This window comes from Streptomyces sp. NBC_00490, assembly GCF_036013645.1.
Taxonomy (GTDB): Bacteria; Actinomycetota; Actinomycetes; order Streptomycetales; family Streptomycetaceae; genus Streptomyces; species Streptomyces canus_F.
In genome coordinates this window covers 2,475,990-2,493,219 of the sequence record NZ_CP107869.1, presented here as the reverse complement: position 1 = coordinate 2,493,219, position 17,230 = coordinate 2,475,990, and the positions used below count along the sequence as shown (strand labels likewise).

15 protein-coding genes and 1 pseudogene are annotated in these 17,230 nt (G+C 69.3%); 6 read left to right on the top strand and 10 right to left on the bottom strand.

The window, feature by feature from the left end:
• Positions 1-11: 11 nt before the first annotated feature.
• Positions 12-281, top strand: a pseudogene (locus tag OG381_RS11270) (transposase); the annotation flags it as partial.
• Between the two features lie 60 nt (positions 282-341).
• On the opposite strand, the gene OG381_RS11265 reads toward OG381_RS11270, so the two are convergent.
• Genes OG381_RS11265 through OG381_RS11250 form a run of 4 tightly spaced genes read right to left on the bottom strand, consistent with a single transcriptional unit; the run spans position 342 to position 6,428 of the window.
• On the bottom strand, positions 342-2,171 hold the full coding sequence (locus OG381_RS11265; protein ID WP_327715972.1) for a TniQ family protein: 1,830 nt from the start codon (positions 2,169-2,171) through the stop codon (positions 342-344).
• A 14-nt stretch (positions 2,172-2,185) separates the two neighbouring features.
• Positions 2,186-3,469: a TniB family NTP-binding protein gene (locus OG381_RS11260; protein WP_327715971.1), complete on the bottom strand. Its 1,284-nt coding sequence runs from the start codon at positions 3,467-3,469 to the stop codon at positions 2,186-2,188.
• Positions 3,466-5,751, bottom strand: coding sequence for a transposase (locus tag OG381_RS11255; protein WP_443061890.1), 2,286 nt, complete (start codon positions 5,749-5,751; stop codon positions 3,466-3,468). Before OG381_RS11255 ends, OG381_RS11260 begins: the two co-directional genes overlap by 4 nt.
• Positions 5,751-6,428 (bottom strand): TnsA-like heteromeric transposase endonuclease subunit, encoded by a 678-nt coding sequence (locus tag OG381_RS11250; RefSeq protein WP_327715969.1) that lies wholly within the window; start codon positions 6,426-6,428, stop codon positions 5,751-5,753. The genes OG381_RS11255 and OG381_RS11250 overlap by 1 nt, the downstream gene beginning before the upstream one ends.
• 353 nt (positions 6,429-6,781) lie before the next feature.
• On the opposite strand from OG381_RS11250, the gene argC reads away from it, so the two are divergent.
• From argC to OG381_RS11225, 5 genes are read left to right on the top strand one after another with little or no spacing between them, the layout of a single operon-like run.
• Positions 6,782-7,810, top strand: coding sequence for an N-acetyl-gamma-glutamyl-phosphate reductase (gene argC, locus OG381_RS11245; RefSeq protein WP_327715968.1), 1,029 nt, complete (start codon positions 6,782-6,784; stop codon positions 7,808-7,810).
• Positions 7,807-8,958 (top strand): bifunctional glutamate N-acetyltransferase/amino-acid acetyltransferase ArgJ, encoded by a 1,152-nt coding sequence (gene argJ / locus OG381_RS11240; protein ID WP_327715967.1) that lies wholly within the window; start codon positions 7,807-7,809, stop codon positions 8,956-8,958. The genes argC and argJ overlap by 4 nt, the downstream gene beginning before the upstream one ends.
• Positions 8,955-9,863 carry an acetylglutamate kinase gene (gene argB / locus OG381_RS11235; RefSeq protein WP_327715966.1) on the top strand — a complete coding sequence of 303 codons (909 nt, stop codon included), beginning with the start codon at positions 8,955-8,957 and terminating at the stop codon, positions 9,861-9,863. The genes argJ and argB overlap by 4 nt, the downstream gene beginning before the upstream one ends.
• A complete protein-coding gene (locus OG381_RS11230; RefSeq protein WP_327715965.1) occupies positions 9,860-11,056 on the top strand; it encodes an acetylornithine transaminase in 1,197 nt (398 codons plus the stop codon). Before argB ends, OG381_RS11230 begins: the two co-directional genes overlap by 4 nt.
• A gap of 20 nt (positions 11,057-11,076) precedes the next feature.
• Complete coding sequence (locus OG381_RS11225) at positions 11,077-11,616, top strand: arginine repressor (RefSeq protein WP_327715964.1); 540 nt, start codon at positions 11,077-11,079, stop codon at positions 11,614-11,616.
• 82 nt (positions 11,617-11,698) lie between these two features.
• Here OG381_RS11225 and OG381_RS11220 read toward each other — a convergent pair whose 3' ends face one another.
• The 6 genes from OG381_RS11220 to OG381_RS11195 all read right to left on the bottom strand — a co-directional run bounded on the left by OG381_RS11220 (position 11,699) and on the right by OG381_RS11195 (position 17,131).
• Positions 11,699-12,436 carry an FAD:protein FMN transferase gene (locus OG381_RS11220; protein WP_307033130.1) on the bottom strand — a complete coding sequence of 246 codons (738 nt, stop codon included), beginning with the start codon at positions 12,434-12,436 and terminating at the stop codon, positions 11,699-11,701.
• Positions 12,437-12,491: 55 nt separating this feature from the next.
• Entirely contained in the window at positions 12,492-13,274 is a 783-nt protein-coding gene (locus OG381_RS11215; RefSeq protein WP_327715963.1) for an FMN-binding protein, read from the bottom strand.
• Positions 13,275-13,312: 38 nt separating this feature from the next.
• Positions 13,313-14,695, bottom strand: coding sequence for a ferredoxin reductase family protein (locus OG381_RS11210; RefSeq protein WP_327715962.1), 1,383 nt, complete (start codon positions 14,693-14,695; stop codon positions 13,313-13,315).
• 125 nt (positions 14,696-14,820) lie between these two features.
• Positions 14,821-15,522 (bottom strand): L,D-transpeptidase family protein, encoded by a 702-nt coding sequence (locus tag OG381_RS11205; protein WP_327715961.1) that lies wholly within the window; start codon positions 15,520-15,522, stop codon positions 14,821-14,823.
• Between the two features lie 3 nt (positions 15,523-15,525).
• Positions 15,526-16,110, bottom strand: coding sequence for a pyridoxamine 5'-phosphate oxidase family protein (locus tag OG381_RS11200; RefSeq protein WP_307033138.1), 585 nt, complete (start codon positions 16,108-16,110; stop codon positions 15,526-15,528).
• Positions 16,111-16,243: 133 nt separating this feature from the next.
• Entirely contained in the window at positions 16,244-17,131 is an 888-nt protein-coding gene (locus OG381_RS11195) for a hypothetical protein (RefSeq protein ID WP_327715960.1), read from the bottom strand.
• Positions 17,132-17,230: the final 99 nt, after the last annotated feature.

Below are 17,230 nucleotides of genomic sequence, written 5' to 3'. Positions count from 1 at the left end.
ACGCCGCCCACGGAGTGCTGGTCGTGGACGACTCCGGCAGCCGCAAGGACGGCACCAGGACCGCCTTCACCGGCCAGCAGTGGCTGGGCCGGCTGGGCAAGACCGACAACGGCATCGTGACGGTCACCACGCTGTGGGCGGACGAGCGCCCGTACTACCCGCTGCACGCGCTGCTCTACAGCCCTGCCCACCACTTCCCCAAGAAGCGCAGCGACCCGGGCTCCCGCACCAAGCCGCAGCTGGCCGCCGCGGCAGCCATCCTGGCCGCGCGGGCCGGCGTCCCGGATCTCTGGAGCCCGAGGGTGAGATCCCCTCGGGCCACCCGACTGGATGACCGTTGGTTATCTGCCTGCACCCGAGTCGATGTCCCGGGCGAGCTGTTGGGCATATTCGGCGAGGAGTTTCCGTAGGTCGGCGTAGTGCCGAAAGGTATCTGGCCGGACGAGGTTGTACCAGGTGGTGTTGCGGCGAAGAGCCCATTCGCGTTGGACGTCTTGAGGCTGTTCGGCCTCAATGGGGCGCGGGGCGAAGAGGTGCTCGCCTTGTGTGACCTGTACCCAGATGAATACGGAGGCGTCCTGACGTTTGCGGTCGCCGACTGCCGGCCGAATGGGGCCGGGGATGGGTGGTAACTCGCTGACCAAGGCGTCCCATTCGTCAGGAGGCAGAGCCCAGTCCCTGAGTGCCTCACGGCGGCGCTGGTAGTCGATGAGTGGTCGGTGGGGTGCTCGGAGTTCGGCGCTGAGGTCGCGGAGGACTCGTTCGAACTCGGCCGGGTTGCGTCCTGCGCGCTCCCAGCGTTGGAAGTCGGTGTTGGATCTGAACCGCACGCGGTCCGGGGCGATGCCGAGGTAGGTCGCGGCCTCATCGAGGGGTCCGCCTATGGCCCACTGGACGAGCCGGACTGCAGCGGTTCGACGCAAGACCTTCGGGGCGATTCCGGCAATGGGTGCGAAGTATCTTTCATACCAGTCCGGCTCCAGGTATGCCGGGATGTGTTCTGGTCGGTAGTCGTCCCGCAGCGGTGCTCGCAGTCCTTGCGGGCCGCCGATTTTGCGGTAGGTGCGTGTCGATGGCTCTGCCGCGTCTCGGAATCGTCGAGAGCATGATTCTTCATGGCGGGCGTAGATGCGCACCCAGGGCGTGCGTGTCGGCCGTTCTCCGGGGGTGTGGACGAGTTGGGAAAGGTGCTCGGACAGATCGTCTGCTTCGAGCAAGGAGTGTGCGGCGCGTAGGAGTCCGGCACAGGCGATCGGGTCACGGGGCGGTACATCGCGCAAGCGATTGTGCTGCAGACCGTTGCTGGTACTCGAATTCCCTGAAGTGGAGTGGACGTACGCGGTCACATGCCCGGCGAGGGTGGTGTCGAGAAGATGCTGCCCTACTGGCCAAGTAGTGGCGATCAGTGCGGTGGCCAGCCGGAGATCCGTGAAGTACTCGGATGCGTCCGTGGCCTGAGTCGGCGGCTCCAGGCGGGCAAGCAGGGACTGCTGGAAGCGGAGGATGCCTGGTGTTGGGTGTGGCCGATGGCAGGGATCCGTAGTACCTCGCTGATCGAGTCTGCCGCCGCAGGCGCGCGACTTTCGTTTCTGCGTTGAGGTGTCGATCGTCCACCGGCATTGCGCTGGGTGCAGGGTGTGATCGTTGGCCCGCTCAATCAGGCGCCCTGATATGGCGCGCGGCTGCCCGCAGTGCGGGCAGCTTGCTTCCAGATAGGTCTGGTGTTCTACGCAGCTGAAGACAAAGGGTAGGTGCCAGAGCTTGTGCCAGGGGCCGCCGTGGAGTTGCTGGGCCGGGGTGCCGTCGCCCGCCAGGCAGGAGGGGCAATACCGCGGGGAGCCGACGAAAAGCCATGGGTCCGGCCTCTTCGGTCTCGGTCCGGGCACGGATGACCAGGCGATGGGGGGATACCGGTCTCGCCACTGTTTCAGTGTCAGTGCCGACACTTCCTCGGCTGTCTGGCGGGTCAGTCGGGTGAATCCTTGGGCCTCCGGCCCGGTGAGATTCAGCAGCAGACTGCCTGGGATGTGAGTAGCTTGGACGCGATCGGTCCAGCCCGCCGCACGGATCAGTTGCAGAGGCGGGAGGCTGAGGCGATGCCCTAGCCGAAGCAGGTAGCTGACAAGGGACTCTCCTGAGGCAGGTTCGAGACTCCGGGGCAGTGGATGCATCACGGCTCCATCCGTCAGGCGCCCGCGCGGGCAGACGGGCCAGGGTCATCGAAAACGGTGTTCCGGGGTCGTTTCGCCTGCGTGGCCTTCTTGACGGCGGTCCGCGGGGCGGCCGGGATGATGGGCTCGTCCGGCGGCTGCTCGGGCTCGTCCCGCCGGAGCACGATCTCGTTCAGCAGGCTCTCGTCGATCATTTCCTTCCCGGACTCCATGGCTTCCTGGGCGCCGTCTTCGAGCAGGCGTCCCAGCAGGCCGATGACACCGCCGGTGCGACGCATCAAGTACTCCGGCATACCGCCGCCGGTGAGCATGCCCTGCGTCGCGTTCATCAGCCGCAGGTGCTTCTCGATTCCCTTCAGGTGATTGACGAAGGCCGCGATCTGTTTCGGGGTGGTGTAGCGGAACCGGTCGATCTCGATGAGCTCGAAGCGGTGTTCCGTCTGGGTGACCTCCAAACCGTGGATGCGGGTCGACTCCAGCGGTGGCATCTCCCATTGCCGGGTCTTCTTGTTCCACTTGGCCTCACGCAGCAGCCCGATGCCGGAGATGTTGACGCCCGTCAGGATCAGAGTGACGTCCAGGCTCATAAAGGCCCGCATCAGGTCGAGGACGTCCTGGTCGTCGGCTCTGTGCATCCGCAGCCGGCTGATGTCGTCCAGAATCAGAGCTTTGACGCCATGGTCATAAAGGGAGTCGGCGACCTGCCGTACCAGTTCCGGCAGCGTGGCCGACTTGCGGGTCGGGGCCCGGAAGAAGCCTAAGATCGACGTGCAAAGGCTTTTCGGGGTTGCCGTCACCGGGGTCGAGACATAGACGACCGGTGCGTGGAGATCGCGGGTGCCCGGCAGAGCCTGGGGGTTGAGGTGGCTGTGGAGTTCCAGCCACTGCTTTTCGAAGACGGCCCCGGCTGAGCAGACAGACGCGGTCTTGCCGTAGTTGCCCCAGCCGCTGATCATGACGCCGGCGCGGGTCGGGTCGTTCTTCTTCCTCGTGTTGCCGCTCAACCGGCGCCGGATCAGCTTGCCGACCTTGTCGTGCATGGGGGTGTCCTGCAGCGGGAGGTTCGCGTTCGTCAGCTCCCGGTAGAGGTCGTAGTCGTACTTGCGGCCCTCAGGGAGCATCGACCACCGCTGCGGGGAGATTGTCGGAGCGGGGACGAGTAGGTCGTAGTGGGTGCGGTAGTGCTGCCAGCCGACGTAGGTGTCGAGGGGCGGGCGGCTGCCCAGGATCAGCTCGGCGATCCTGGTTCGTGAAGGCAGACCGTCCAGCGGACCATCGTGAGAGAGGGCTCGGGTCACGTGTCGTCCTCCTGGACAGGTGTATCGGCTTCCGAGTCGTCGGGGGGCGGAAGCCTGAACATGGGACGCCGGTTCAGGGCCTCGTGCAGCGTTGCCGGGGCCACGGGCTTGACGTCGGCGAGGGCTTCTTCGCGTCGTCGACGGCGGTCGGCGTCGACCGCGTGGTCGATCGTGCGGGCGTGCTCGGCCCAGGCCGCGGGCATCTCAGCCGGAGCTAGCTCACCCGCGATGGCGGGTGCGGCGGGGCGGTCAGCGGCCGCAGCCTGTGCGCGGGTGAGCTCGCGGGCTTGGGCGACGCGCTGCTTTTTTCCGGCCTTCCTCTTGGCCTGGCTGGGCCATTGGTCGACTGGGGTGACCGAGCCGAGGATCCCGAGTAGATGTTCCAGGAGCTCGCTCTCGGAATGGATCCTGATCTTGTTCGCCCTCACGTGTGTCAGCAGGGCGTCGGCAGTCTTGTCCGAGAACGCAGGGATCTCACCTTCGGGCGGCAGCCCTCTCCAGCGCAGAATGTGCCAGGTCTCGTGGTCTGCAGGGTCCTGGAAGAACACCTGCCGGCGGTCCCTCCGGTCACTGCGGACAACCCACTTGCCCGCGTGCTTGCCGCCCCGGGCGGAGGGCTGCTGGAAGCGAGGCTCGTCGAAGACCGGGTGGTGATACCAGAGCCCGAGGATCTTCACCCCGCGACGAGGATGGATCTTCACGTGGTGTTTGCGCAGGACCTTGTAGTAGAAGCTCGGTTCGGGGAAGTCCAGGTCGAAGCCGCCCTGCTCCATCGCGGCAGCGAACAGGGTGTTGGGGCTGTGGTCTTCACCCGGCGCCCAACTCGGGGCGTATTCGCCTAGTTTACGGTTCTGCCAGATCTGGACGATCCAGGTCGCGATGATGTGCTCGGCTTGCGCGAGCGTGAGGCTCGCATCGCGTTCCGGGTCGGCCCCGCGGTCCGCGACGTCACCGCCGGTGAATCCCAGCAGGTGCTCGAAGAGCATGGTCTGGATGGTGAGGAACTGGCGCTCGACCGCGAACTTGTCGGTCTGCCGCAGGACGCGAGCAGGCAGGATCCGGCAGCCGATCTCCGTTTCGGCTTCCACCAGGTCGTGATTCTTGTAGGGGCCGCCGTGATCGGTGGTGACCGTCTCCGGGGCGAAGAACGGCAGAGCGGCGACCCGGTGCCCGGTGAACTCGGCGATCACCTCGGCCGGCACCCCTGCGTAGGGCCATTCCATGTCCTCGCCCCAGCCGTCCCGCATCGGAAGCGGCAGCATCACGTCCCGCAGCAGCATCGCGATGTCGACCGAGGTGTCGGACTGGAGCGTAAGCCGGAAGGCCGGCAGCCCGTGCGTGTAGAGATCGAGTGCGAGGGTCAGCGTCGCGGTGATCGCGTCGCCGAACACGGTCTCGCGCAGCTTTACCGGCATCGGGGTCGAGTCCAGCACCAGAACCTGGCCCGGCCGGTGGACCACCATCCGGCCGGAGGCCCCGGCCTCCGCGGCCGCCTCCGCCGTCCGCCCGTAACGCGGCCGGGCTCCGCCGGGCCCGAACCACTCCTTCCAGACGGCCGCGAGTGTCCACCGGGAAGGGATCTTCTCAGTGGGAAACGTCGGGAACCGCTCACGCATGTACTGGTGCACCAACCGGTGCTTGGCACCCTGGCTCAGGCGGGCGCGGGGGCCGCACTCGGCCTTCACTGCGAAGATCGCCTCCCGGACCTCCTTCGTGATGGTGCGGTGCCCGCCGCGTCGCCGTGTCCAGCGCCCGTCCGCACAGGCCAGCAGAAGACTGTCGCCCGCCAGTCCCGACAGGCGTACCAGCGTCCGGTAGCTGAGGTGCTGCAGACCGCACCGGACCGCCTCCGGACGGGGCATCGCCTCTATCTCCGCAGCCTTTGCGTAACGACGCTGAGTCAACGTCGTGCGGTCCGGGTCGTAGGCCGGCCGGGGCTCACCCGGCAGGGCCCGAGCCGGGTGGCCCTCCCGGAACCCCGTCTCGGCTTCCAGTACGTGCGCAGCCCGCAGCCGTGCCCGCTCTAACTGGTCCTTGGTCAGGTCGGCCAGGGTCCTCGGCTGCCGGGCGACCGGCGGCGGGCGCCCCGACTCGACTGCCGGAAGAAGCCGCAGGTCAGCATGGTTGATGAGCCAACGGAACGAGCGGGTCTCCGCGCGGCCGTCGTCATCCACGAGGACGAGCCGGCCGAGTTGGCCGTGGACGTCGTCAACCGTCCACTCGACGCCATTGAGCGCGACCCGCCTACCTGGCGCGATCTGCAAGAACCCCCTCGCTGCCATCACACCGCCCAGATCAGTGAGCTGTGGCGCAAGGGACTGCCCAGGTCAACGCCGAGCTCGCGGTGCCAGAGCAGCCGGACGATGTTCGCCCGGCCAACGGAAGGCACGCTGGTCGCCTCCGCCAGGTCGGAGAACGTCATCGCCTGCCCCTGCTGCCCGCTGATAGCGGTGAGCAGCTGCTCGCGCATGCCGAGAAGGTCCCTCGCCGGCCGCCGGCGCGAGGACAGGTGGTCAAGGACGCTCCAGACATGCGGTCGCCAGCCCGCGACCACCGAGTACCGCCAGCCGCAGGCAACCGCCACTTCCCTGGCCGCCGCGAACTTCAGCGCGTCCTCTTCCTTGATCAGCTCCATCGGGCGGACGTCCAGCAACCACATCCCACCGCCGATCACGGCCAAGAAGTCCGGGATGTGCCAGGCATGCCCGCCCGCATGCTCGAAGTCCAGCCGGAACGGCTGCGACAGCACTTCCGATGCCCTCAAGAAGTCCAGCGCGACCAGCAGGCTCACTTCCTTCAGCGACTCGAAGCCATGCTTCCCGCCCGCTGACGCCATCGCCTCCAGGCCGGGGCGGTGCCGCTGCTTCGCCCGCCACGTGAACCCCCGCATCGGCCGGGATGACATCACCGGTACGTGAGCCATGTCCTGGACCGGCCAGCAGACCTCGTCGGCGCCCACCTGCCACGTCGAACTCCACCGACGCGGCCAGTCGTCCCCGAGCCGCAGCCGATCCCGCAGTCCGGCGTCCCCGTCGTACGCCGTGACAAGGTGGTCCAGCTGACTTGAATCCGACGGGATCTTCGCTCTCGCTGCCTCGCCCACTCATCCAGAGAAGCACCACTCGACCGGCGACGGGGGCGTTTCGCCGGTACTGCCCGCAACACAGCGTGACGGGACCAAGATTCGCCAACCAGCGTTCTCCATGTGCCAACTAAAATTCTCCGTCGCAGGCGAAGATCGCTCCGGACCGCGCATGGATTGCATAAACGTGCATCGAAACGTATAGTCATGCCATCCAAGAGGAGGATTCCATGGCGGTACGTGCGGCAGTGGCCGGAGCGAGTGGGTACGCGGGCGGCGAAGTCCTGCGGCTGCTCCTGGCGCACCCCGAGGTCGAGATCGGTGCCCTGACCGGCAACTCCAACGCCGGGCAGAAGCTGGGCGCGCTCCAGCCGCATCTGCTGCCGCTGGCCGACCGCGTACTCCAGGAGACCACGGCCGACGTCCTCGCTGGCCATGACGTCGTCTTCCTCGCCCTGCCCCACGGCCAGTCCGCCGCCGTCGCCGAGCAGCTCGGCCCGGACGTCCTCGTCGTCGACATGGGCGCCGACTTCCGGCTGCAGGAAGCCGCCGACTGGGAGAAGTTCTACGGCTCCCCGCACGCCGGCACCTGGCCGTACGGCCTTCCCGAACTTCCGGGTGCCCGCGCCGCGCTGGAGGGGTCCAAGCGCATCGCGGTGCCCGGTTGCTACCCGACCGCCGTTTCGCTCGCGCTCTTCCCGGCGTACGTCGCCGGACTCGCCGAGCACGAGGCCGTGATCGTCGCCGCCTCCGGGACCTCCGGCGCGGGCAAGGCGCCCAAGGCCAGTCTGCTGGGCTCCGAGGTCATGGGCTCCATGTCGCCGTACGGCGTCGGCGGCGGCCACCGGCACACGCCCGAGATGATCCAGAACCTCAGCGGGGCGGCGGGGGAGCCGGTCTCCGTCTCCTTCACCCCGACCCTCGCGCCGATGTCCCGCGGCATCCTCGCCACATGCACCGCCAAGGCGAAGCCCGGCGTCACCGCCGAGTCCGTCCGCGCCGCCTACGAGAAGGCCTTCGCCGACGAGCCCTTCGTCCACCTGCTGCCCGAGGGGCAGTGGCCCGCGACGGCGTCCGTCTACGGTTCCAACGCCGTTCAGGTGCAGGTCGCGTACGACGAGGCCGCCGGCCGCATCATCGCCATCAGCGCCATCGACAACCTGACCAAGGGCACCGCGGGCGGTGCCCTGCAGAGCATGAACATCGCCCTCGGACTCGACGAGTCCACCGGGCTTTCCACGATCGGAGTCGCACCGTGAGCGTCACGGCAGCCAAGGGATTCCAGGCGGCGGGCATCGCCGCCGGGATCAAGGAGAACGGCAACCCGGACCTGGCCCTCGTGGTCAACACCGGGCCGCGCCGCGCCGCCGCGGGCGTCTTCACCTCCAACCGTGTGAAGGCCGCCCCCGTCCTGTGGTCCGAGCAGGTACTGAAGGCCGGCCAGTTGACGGCCGTCGTCCTCAACTCCGGCGGCGCCAACGCCTGTACGGGCCCCAAGGGCTTCCAGGACACGCACGCCACCGCCGAGAAGGTCGCCGACGTCCTCGGCATCGGCGCGGGCGAGGTGGCCGTCGCCTCCACCGGCCTGATCGGCGTGCTGCTCCCCATGGACAAGCTGCTGCCGGGTGTCGCCACGGCCGCCGAGACCCTGAGCGAGCACGGCGGCGAGAAGGCCGCCATCGCCATCAAGACCACCGACAGCGTCCACAAGACGTCCGTCGTCACCAAGGACGGCTGGACCGTCGGCGGCATGGCCAAGGGCGCGGGCATGCTCGCCCCCGGCCTCGCCACCATGCTCGTCGTCCTCACCACCGACGCGGACGTCGACAGCGACGTGCTGGACAAGGCGCTGCGCGCCGCCACGCGCACGACCTTCGACCGCGTCGACTCCGACGGCTGCATGTCCACCAACGACACCGTGCTGCTCCTGGCCTCCGGCGCCGCCGACGTCACCCCCGGGTACGAGGAGTTCGCCGAGGCCGTACGGGCCGTCTGCGACGACCTCGGACAGCAGCTCATCCGGGACGCCGAGGGCGCCAGCAAGGACATCAAGGTCGAGGTGATCAACGCCGCGACCGAGGCCGACGCCGTCGAGGTGGGCCGCTCCATCGCCCGCAACAACCTCCTCAAGTGCGCCATCCACGGCGAGGACCCCAACTGGGGCCGGGTGCTCTCCGCGATCGGCACCACGCAGGCCGCCTTCGAGCCGGACCGGCTCAACGTCGCCATCAACGGCGTCTGGGTCTGCAAGAGCGGCGGAGTCGGCGAGGACCGCGACAAGGTCGACATGCGCTACCGCGAGGTGCACATCGTCGCCGACCTCGCCGCCGGGTCCGAGACCGCCACCATCTGGACCAACGACCTCACCGCCGACTACGTCCACGAGAACAGCGCGTACTCCTCATGAGCACCACTCGTAAGCACACCGCCCTGCCGAAGGCCCAGATCCTCATCGAGGCACTGCCCTGGCTGGTCCGGCACAACGGCAAGACGGTCGTCATCAAGTTCGGCGGCAACGCCATGATCGACGAGGGCCTGAAGGCCGCCTTCGCCCAGGACGTCGTCTTCCTGCACCACGCCGGCCTCAAGCCGGTCGTCGTGCACGGCGGCGGCCCGCAGATCAGCGCCGCCCTCGACCAGGCCGGCATCGTCAGCGAGTTCAAGGCCGGCCTGCGGGTCACCACCGAGGACGCCATGGACGTCGTACGCATGGTGCTGGCCGGGCACGTGCAGCGCGAGCTGGTCGGGCTCCTCAACCAGCACGGACCGCTCGCCGTGGGACTCACCGGCGAGGACGCGCACACCATCACCGCCACCAAGCACCAGCCCGAGATCGACGGCGAGTTGGTCGACATCGGACGGGTGGGCGAGATCACCGCGATCGACACGGGCGCGATCGAGGCACTGCTCGCCGACGGCCGGATCCCGGTCGTCTCGTCGATCGCCCGTAGCCAGGACGACGGACATGTCTACAACGTCAATGCTGATACGGCGGCTGCGGCACTCGCTGCTGCTCTGGGCGCCGAAACCCTCATGGTCCTCACGGACGTCGAGGGTCTCTACGAGGACTGGCCCAACAGCGACGAGGTGATCAGCCGCCTCACGGCTTCCCAACTGGAGAAGCTGCTGCCGGAGTTGAGCTCCGGCATGGTCCCGAAGATGGAGGGCTGCCTGCACGCCGTGCGAGGCGGCGTCAACACGGCCCGGGTCATCGACGGGCGGGTCCAGCACTCGATCCTGCTGGAGATCTTCACCGACGAAGGCATCGGCACGATGGTCGTGGCGGATGCCGAAGAGGGGGATGGGGAATGACCGGTACCGCGACCAACGCAGAGCTCACCCAGCGGTGGCAGGGCTCGCTCATGAACAACTACGGCACCCCCCGGCTGCCCCTCGTCCGCGGTGCGGGCCTCAAGGTCTGGGACACCGAGGGCAGGCAGTACTACGACTTCGTCGGCGGCATCGCCACCAACGCGCTCGGCCACGCCCACCCGGCGATCGTCGAGGCCGTCAGCAAGCAGATCGCCTCCCTCGGCCACATCTCCAACTTCTTCATGGCCGAGCCCACCGTCGCCCTCGCCGAACGCCTCCTCCAGCACTTCGGGCGGGACGGCAAGGTCTTCTTCTGCAACTCCGGCGCCGAGGCCAACGAGGCCGCCTTCAAGCTCGGCCGGCTGACCGGGCGGACCCACATGGTCGCCACCAGCGGCGGCTTCCACGGCCGGACCATGGGCGCCCTCGCCCTCACCGGCCAGCCCGCCAAGCAGGAACCCTTCCTGCCGCTGCCCGGCGACGTCACGCACGTACCGTTCGGCGACGCGCAGGCGCTGGCCGCCGCGGTCACCGAGGAGACCGCCCTCGTCGTCATCGAGCCGATCCAGGGCGAGAACGGTGTGATCGTGCCGCCCGCCGGCTATCTGAAGGCGGCCCGGGCGATCACGGCGGCCAAGGGCGCGCTGCTGGTCCTGGACGAGGTGCAGACCGGCATCGGCCGGACCGGCCACTGGTTCGAGTACCAGGCCCACGAGGGCGTCCTGCCGGACGTCGTCACCCTCGCCAAGCAGCTCGGCGGCGGCCTGCCGCTCGGCGCGACCGTGGCCTTCGGCCGGGCCGCCGAGCTGCTCCAGCCCGGCCACCACGGCACGACCTTCGGCGGCAACCCGGTCGCCTGCGCCGCCGGGCTCGCCGTGCTCGACACCATCGCGGGCGAGGGGCTGCTCGACAACGTCAAGCGTCAGAGCGCCGCGCTGTCCGACGGAATCGAGGCCCTGGGGCACCCGCTGATCTCCCACGTCCGGGGCTCCGGCCTCCTCCTGGGTATCGTGCTCACCGAGCCGCTCGCGCCCCAGGCGCAGCAGGCGGCTCAGGACGCCGGTTTCCTGGTGAACGCGCCCGCCCCCGATGTCGTACGGCTGATGCCGCCGCTGAACCTCGGCGACGACGAGGTGGCGGCGCTGCTCCAGGCACTGCCCGGCATCCTGGACGTGGCCAACGGGGATGGATGAGCCGGAGAGATGAGACGTCGATGAGCCAGGCGCAGGATCACGAGCAGACCCACGGGCCTGCCGTACCGCAGACCCGCACCGCACGGCACCGCCGGATCGTGGACATCCTCAACCGGCAACCGGTGCGTTCGCAGAGCCAGTTGGCGAAGCTGCTGTCCGACGACGGGCTGAGCGTCACACAGGCGACGCTCTCCCGGGATCTGGACGAGCTGAACGCGGTGAAGATCCGCAACAACGACGGTGACCTGATCTACGCGGTGCCGAGTGAGGGCGGGTTCCGTACTCCTCGTGCGCCGCTGGGGGAGTCAGCCAAGGAGGAGCGGATGCGGCGGCTCTCCCAGGAGCTGCTGATCTCCGCGGAGGCGTCCGCGAACCTTGTCGTTCTGCGGACGCCGCCGGGTGCCGCGCAGTTCCTGGCGTCGGCGATCGATCAGGCCGAGCTGCAGGACATTCTCGGGACGATCGCGGGTGACGACACGTTGATGTTGATCAGCCGGGATCCGGTGGGGGGTCAGGCACTGGCCGAGCATCTGTTGCGGTTGGCACAGAACGGCCACTGAGTGGGGTGGCGTCCGAGGTGTGCCGGGTGCGGGTGCTTCGTGGCTTGTCGCGCAGTTCCCCGCGCCCCTGAGGTGCAGACAGTCATCCGAGTCGAGACGCCAGGCCCCCTGTGCACCTCACCTCGTCGCCCGCCGTGATCAGCAGTGCCTCCACGTCCGGCAGCGACTCCAGCCACCGCAAGCCCTCCCGCGACCCCATCGCGAACGCCGCCGTCGCCCAGCAGTCCGCCCAGGTCACGCTGGGGGTCACCACGGTCACCGCGACCAGGTCCGTGACCGCCGAGCGGCCGGTGCGGGGGTCGACGATGTGGGCGCCGCGCTCGGCCGTACCGGAAGTCGCCACGGCCAGCTCGGTCGTCCCCGCCGCCGACACCACCGCCGCCAGGCCCCCCGGCCGCAGCGGATCCGCCACCCCCACCCGCCACGGCCGCTGCGGACCCGGTGTCCCCAACAGCTGTACGTCGCCGCCGCCGTTGAGGCTCACCCCGGTCGCCCCGGCCTCGGCGAGGGCGCGTGCCGCGCGTTCGACGGCCCAGCCCTTGACGATGCCCGTCGGGTCCAGGCGGCCCTCGTAGCGCAGGCTGAACCAGCCGTCGCTCGCTTCCTCCGCCTCGGCGCCCAGGGCCAGGACCGCGGCGACCTCGGGGTCGCAGTCGTCGACCGTCAGCTCACCGCGGGCCAGCCGGGAGATCTGGCTGTCGTCGCGGTAGGTGCTGAAGACGGCGTCGGCGCGGTGCAGACCCGCTACCGCCTTCGCCAGGGCCGCCTCGACGGCGGCCGGTTCCCCGCCGCGGACGTCGAAGGAGAAGACGGTCCCCATGACCTCCTCCGTATGACGTACCGCGGCGGGAGCTTCTGCCGGTTCGGCCACCGTGTCAGCCACCGGCCTGGTCCAGCGCCGACTGCAGGGACTGCTTGTAGCCGGCGCTCGTGTAGGTCGCGCCCGAGACCGCGTCGATGTCGGCGTTGCCCGCGGCGACCGCCGCCTGGTTGAGCTTCGGGATGGCGTTGCCGTTGACCTGGTCGCTCTGGCCGCCCTTGGGCTGCTGGACCGCCTCGGCCTTGGTGATCTTGCCGTTGGTGACGGTGACACGGACCTGGACGGGGCCGTACTGGGTCTGGGAGACGGTGCCGGTGACGACCTTGGGGGCGGCGGCCTGGGCGCCACCCGCGCTCTCGGAGGGTGCCGCGGGCGCGGGTGCGGCCGCGTTGGCCTTGTCGATCGCCGACTGGAGCGACTTCTTGTACCCGGCGCTCGTGTAGGTCGCCCCGGAGACCGCGTCGATGTCCGCGCTCTGCTTGGCGACGACCGCCGCGTTGAGCTTGGGCACGGCCAGTTCGGTCTTCTGGGTGCTGGTTCCGCCCTGCGGTGCCTGGACCGCCTCGGCTTTGGTGATCTTGTTGTTGACGAACGTGATACGGACCTGGACCGGGCCGTACTGGGTCTGCGTGGCGTCGCCGGTCGCCGTGCCGGTGGCCGCCTGGGCGCCGCCCTGCGCGGACTCCTGTGCCGCCGCGGTCTGCTGCGGGGCCGCACCGCCTGCCGCGGACGCCGAGGCCGGGTCCGACCCCGGTTTGAGCGACAGCAGCAGCACGATCCCTGAGACGGTGGCGGCGCCGGCCAGGACGACACGCCGGATCGGGTGACTCTTCCTCATGGCTTCCAAGCTCCTGAAGTCTTTGAAGGTCCCGTCGCTCACATCTCGAACGACTCGTGATGGATGCGGCGGGCGGGCACACCCGCACCGCGCAGTGCCTCGTACACGCCCTGTGCGAAGCCGGGGGGCCCGCACATGAAGACGTCGTGCTCCTCGATGTCCGGGAGCTTCTGCTGCAGCCGCTCCGCCGAGATGTCGGGCCGCTCGCCGTCCGGACTGTTGACCGCGTACATCAGCCGGGCGCCCCGCTCGTCGGCGATGGCGGCCAGTTCGTCCCAGAGCGCCAGGTCCTGAGTGCTGTTGGCCCGGTAGAGCAGCGTGATGTCGCCGGACGCCCCGGGCAGCGTCTCGAACAGCGCCCGCATCGGAGTGATGCCGACCCCGCCCGCGACCAGCAGCACCTTGCCGCGGCTGCGGCGCTGGGCGGTGAGGGCGCCGTACGGGCCCTCGGCCCACACCTTGGTGCCGGGCGTCAGTTCACGCAGCCGGGCGGTGTGGTCGCCGATCGCCTTGACCGTGATCCGCAGCATGTCCGGACGCGGTGCCGCCGACAGCGAGTACGGGTGCGAGCTGAAGCGCATGCCCGGCGCCATGAACCGCCAGCGGAAGAACTGCCCCGCCTCCGCGCCCATCCGGTGCAGCTTCTTCCCGCCGATGAGCACCGACACGATGCCCGGTGTCTCCTCGATGACCGCCTCGACGTACATCCGGTGGCGCAGGTTGAGACGGAGCGGCGTGATGATCCGGTACCAGACGACCAGCGCGGTGACCGCGCCGTACAGGCCGTACCAGAAGGTCTTCGCGGTCGGCTCGACGGCGAACTCGTTGCCGGTGGTGATCTGGTGCCAGAACGTCAGGTACACCACGGCGTACGTGAGCAGGTGCACGTGGTACCAGGTGTCGTACGGCAGCCGGCGCCGGACCCCGCCGATCGACAGCAGCGCGATGACCAGCAGCAGCCCGGTGCCGATGGCCGCCTTGCCCATGTCCGGCAGGGTGGTGGTCAGGTCGATGAACTGCTGCACGACGTCGCCGAGCGTCTTGCCGGCCTGGAGCGCGTAGGCCCAGGTGATGAGGAAGACGTGCGCGATGACGAGGCTGACCGTGTAGCGGCCGCTCATCGCGTGCCAGCGGGCGACCCGGTCCGAGCCCACCCGCCGTTCCAGAGCGGGCACCCGGGCCATCTGGAGCACCACGAGCGCCATGAGATAGCCGGCGAGCAGACCGGTGATCCGGCCCGCGGCGAGGATCTTGGCGGTGTTGTCCGCGAGGGACGGTGTGTTGTCCCACCACAGCCACAGCACCGCGGCCGCGCCCGCCCATAGGGCGATCACCAGCGGGACGGCCGGGGAGCGGCGCGGGCGGATGCGGCGCATCGTCTGGCGGCGGGCGGCGCGGCCGCCTGCGAGCGTGGTGGTCACGGTTCCTCCGGGAGCGGGGCAAGGGGGTTGGCGTGGTCCCTTGGCCCAGAGGTACGTGCCGCGACGCCCGTGTGTTCAGAGCCCGGCCGAGTTCGAGGCGGACTCGAGTGACTCGTGGTAACCCCTCAGTACCGGGTGATCGCCGTAGGTCCGCCCGTCGTGCCGATCGCGATGTGCGGATCGTCGCCCGGGCCGGCCCACCGGAGGATCCGCCGCATGGCGTCCGCGGACACCGACACACACCCCGCCGTCGCCCCGCTGCCGTTGACATGGAGGAAGATCCCGGCGCCCCGGCCGCGCACGGGCTCGGTGTAGTTGAAGCCGATGACCATGGCGTGGGCGTACTGCTTCTCGTACGAGATCAGGTGCTCGGACTCGGCGGCCCGGCAGTCCTTGGCGCGGGGCTCGCTCCAACGGTTGTAGGAGCGGGAGTCGTTGTCCTGGCACCACCAGGAGCTCTCGCGCACGGGACGGTACTTGTACGTCGTCCCGTCCGGCGCCGCTTTGATGCCGAAGGCGTACGGCAGGTCGTAGAGCCCCGTCGGTGTGGTGCTGGTGCCCTGCCGGCGCGAGGCTCCCTCGACGAGTCCGTTCGCCCCGAACCGGGCCTTGGCCGAACCGGCCCGCACCCACTGCCCGTCGCGCAGATCCCACCAGGTGAGCGTGCCGGTGGTCGAGCCGGTCCGCGCGGCGACCGCGGTGATCAGCTGCGTGCCGCCCCCGGTGTCGGCCATCCGGGCGGGCAGGGGCCGCCCGCCGCCGGGCACGGCACCGAGTACGAGAAAGGACGCGGACACGAGGGCCGTGGCGACGGCGGGGGAGCGCATGGCTCAGACCGTAGAGGGCGGCAACGGCAGCGGCAGCCCGGGTAGGCCATCCAGGCTCGTGGCGATCTGCCGCTTGGCGAAGTAGGCGCTCAGCGATGCGTCGTCCTCGCGCGCGAAGCGCCTGGCGTGCAGATCGCGGTCCTCGTCGTACGTCATGAAGGGCACCGCGTAGCCGCAGGAGTCGCGGATCGTCTCGGCCGTCACGACGATGATCGCCCGCAGTCCGTGCAGGCCCGGGTCGATGTCCGGGAAGTGGCCGAGGAGTTCCTTGAAACGCGGGTCGTCCCGCAGGACCGCCTCGCCGCGGCCGTGCACGCGGACGATGTTGGGCGGGCCCTCGAACGCGCACCACATCAGGGTGATCCGGCCGTTCTCCCGAAGATGCGCGACCGTCTCGGCGTTGGATCCCGCGAAGTCCAGGTAGGCGAAGGTGAGTTCGTCCAGAACCGCGAAAGAGCCCTTGAGGCCCTTGGGGGAGAGGTTGACCGTGCCGTCGCCGGAGAGGGGGGCGGTCGCGGTGAAGAAAATGGGCTGCGCCTCGATGAAGGTGCGCAGCCTGCCGTCTATGCGTTCATAGGTCTTTCCCATGTCTAACGATTATGGGTGCAACTCTTTCGCCTGTCTAATGAATTGCGGTATCCGTCCGGCAGGCGTCCGCGCACGCATCGCCGTGGCCGCCCCGGCCGGCGCTGAAGACGGGGCGGCCACAGCGCCTGTCACGTCACTTCGTGAGCGTGCAGGCGGCGAGGGAGTCCAGGCCCTGCGGCTTCTCGGCGGTACGGCCGATGGAGATGGCGATGCGCTCGATGGCGGCGGTGCGCTTGCTGGCCAGCGGGCCGACGATGGCGTTCTGGACGAAGTTCGGTCCGCCCTGGCCGACCGTCTTGACCAGACGTTCGTTGGCCTCGTCGATCTGCGTCTGCAGAAGGGCGAGGTTGCGGTCGACCTCGGCCTGCGCGGTCGCGGGGATCGCGGGGAGCTGGGAGGCGACGTCCGGGCAGGTGATGGTCCCGACGCCGGCGTTGCCCGCTTCCTCGCCCGCCTCGTTGCCCGCCTCCTCGGCGGCGTCCGACGCCGCGGCGCTCGGGGCGGCCTCGGCCTCCTCGCCCGCGCCGGCCTCCTCGCCCGCTCCCGCTCCCGCCTCTTCCTCGGCGACGCCGCCCGCGTTGAGCGCGCAGGGCGCGAGCGCCTCCAGGCCCGCCGGGCGGTCGGCGGTGCGGCCGATGGCGGTGGCGATGCGGTTGACCACGGCGATCCGCTTGTCCTCCAGCGGGCCGAGGATGGCGTTCTGGACGAAGTTGGCTCCGCCCTGGCCCACGGTGTCGATCAGGCGCTGGTTGGCCTCGTCGATCTGGGTCTGCAGGAGCGTGAGGTTGCGGTCGACCTCGGCCTGCGCGGTCGCGGGGATCGCGGGGAGCTGGGAGGCGACGTCGGGGCAGCTGATGGTGCCGGGGGCGGCGAGGGTCTGGGCGTTGGCCGTGCCGTTGCTCTTGGAGCTCTCTCCGGCGAGGGCGGAACCGGCGATCACCGCACCGGTCAGCACGAGGGCGGTGGCACCGCCGATGAACGCGACACGGCGCTTGTTGTACTTCGGAAGAGCCCTGGACATGCTGATGCCTCACAAGGGTCGAGGGGTGTCGTCGTTGCTGTGTTGTACAAACGCGGCGCCTGCGTTCGGCGGGAAATACGGGTAAGCGGTTTCCCGTGT

Bases quoted from the DNA above. Each gene is read 5' to 3' on its own strand.
- OG381_RS11265 (WP_327715972.1), bottom strand. From the start codon at position 2,171: ATGCATCCACTGCCCCGGAGTCTCGAACCTGCCTCAGGAGAGTCCCTT.
- OG381_RS11255 (WP_443061890.1), bottom strand. From the start codon at position 5,751: ATGGCAGCGAGGGGGTTCTTGCAGATCGCGCCAGGTAGGCGGGTCGCG.
- argC (WP_327715968.1), top strand. From the start codon at position 6,782: ATGGCGGTACGTGCGGCAGTGGCCGGAGCGAGTGGGTACGCGGGCGGC.
- argB (WP_327715966.1), top strand. From the start codon at position 8,955: ATGAGCACCACTCGTAAGCACACCGCCCTGCCGAAGGCCCAGATCCTC.
- OG381_RS11230 (WP_327715965.1), top strand. From the start codon at position 9,860: ATGACCGGTACCGCGACCAACGCAGAGCTCACCCAGCGGTGGCAGGGC.
- OG381_RS11225 (WP_327715964.1), top strand. From the start codon at position 11,077: ATGAGCCAGGCGCAGGATCACGAGCAGACCCACGGGCCTGCCGTACCG.
- OG381_RS11220 (WP_307033130.1), bottom strand. From the start codon at position 12,436: ATGGGGACCGTCTTCTCCTTCGACGTCCGCGGCGGGGAACCGGCCGCC.
- OG381_RS11215 (WP_327715963.1), bottom strand. From the start codon at position 13,274: ATGAGGAAGAGTCACCCGATCCGGCGTGTCGTCCTGGCCGGCGCCGCC.
- OG381_RS11205 (WP_327715961.1), bottom strand. From the start codon at position 15,522: ATGCGCTCCCCCGCCGTCGCCACGGCCCTCGTGTCCGCGTCCTTTCTC.
- OG381_RS11200 (WP_307033138.1), bottom strand. From the start codon at position 16,110: ATGGGAAAGACCTATGAACGCATAGACGGCAGGCTGCGCACCTTCATC.
- OG381_RS11195 (WP_327715960.1), bottom strand. From the start codon at position 17,131: ATGTCCAGGGCTCTTCCGAAGTACAACAAGCGCCGTGTCGCGTTCATC.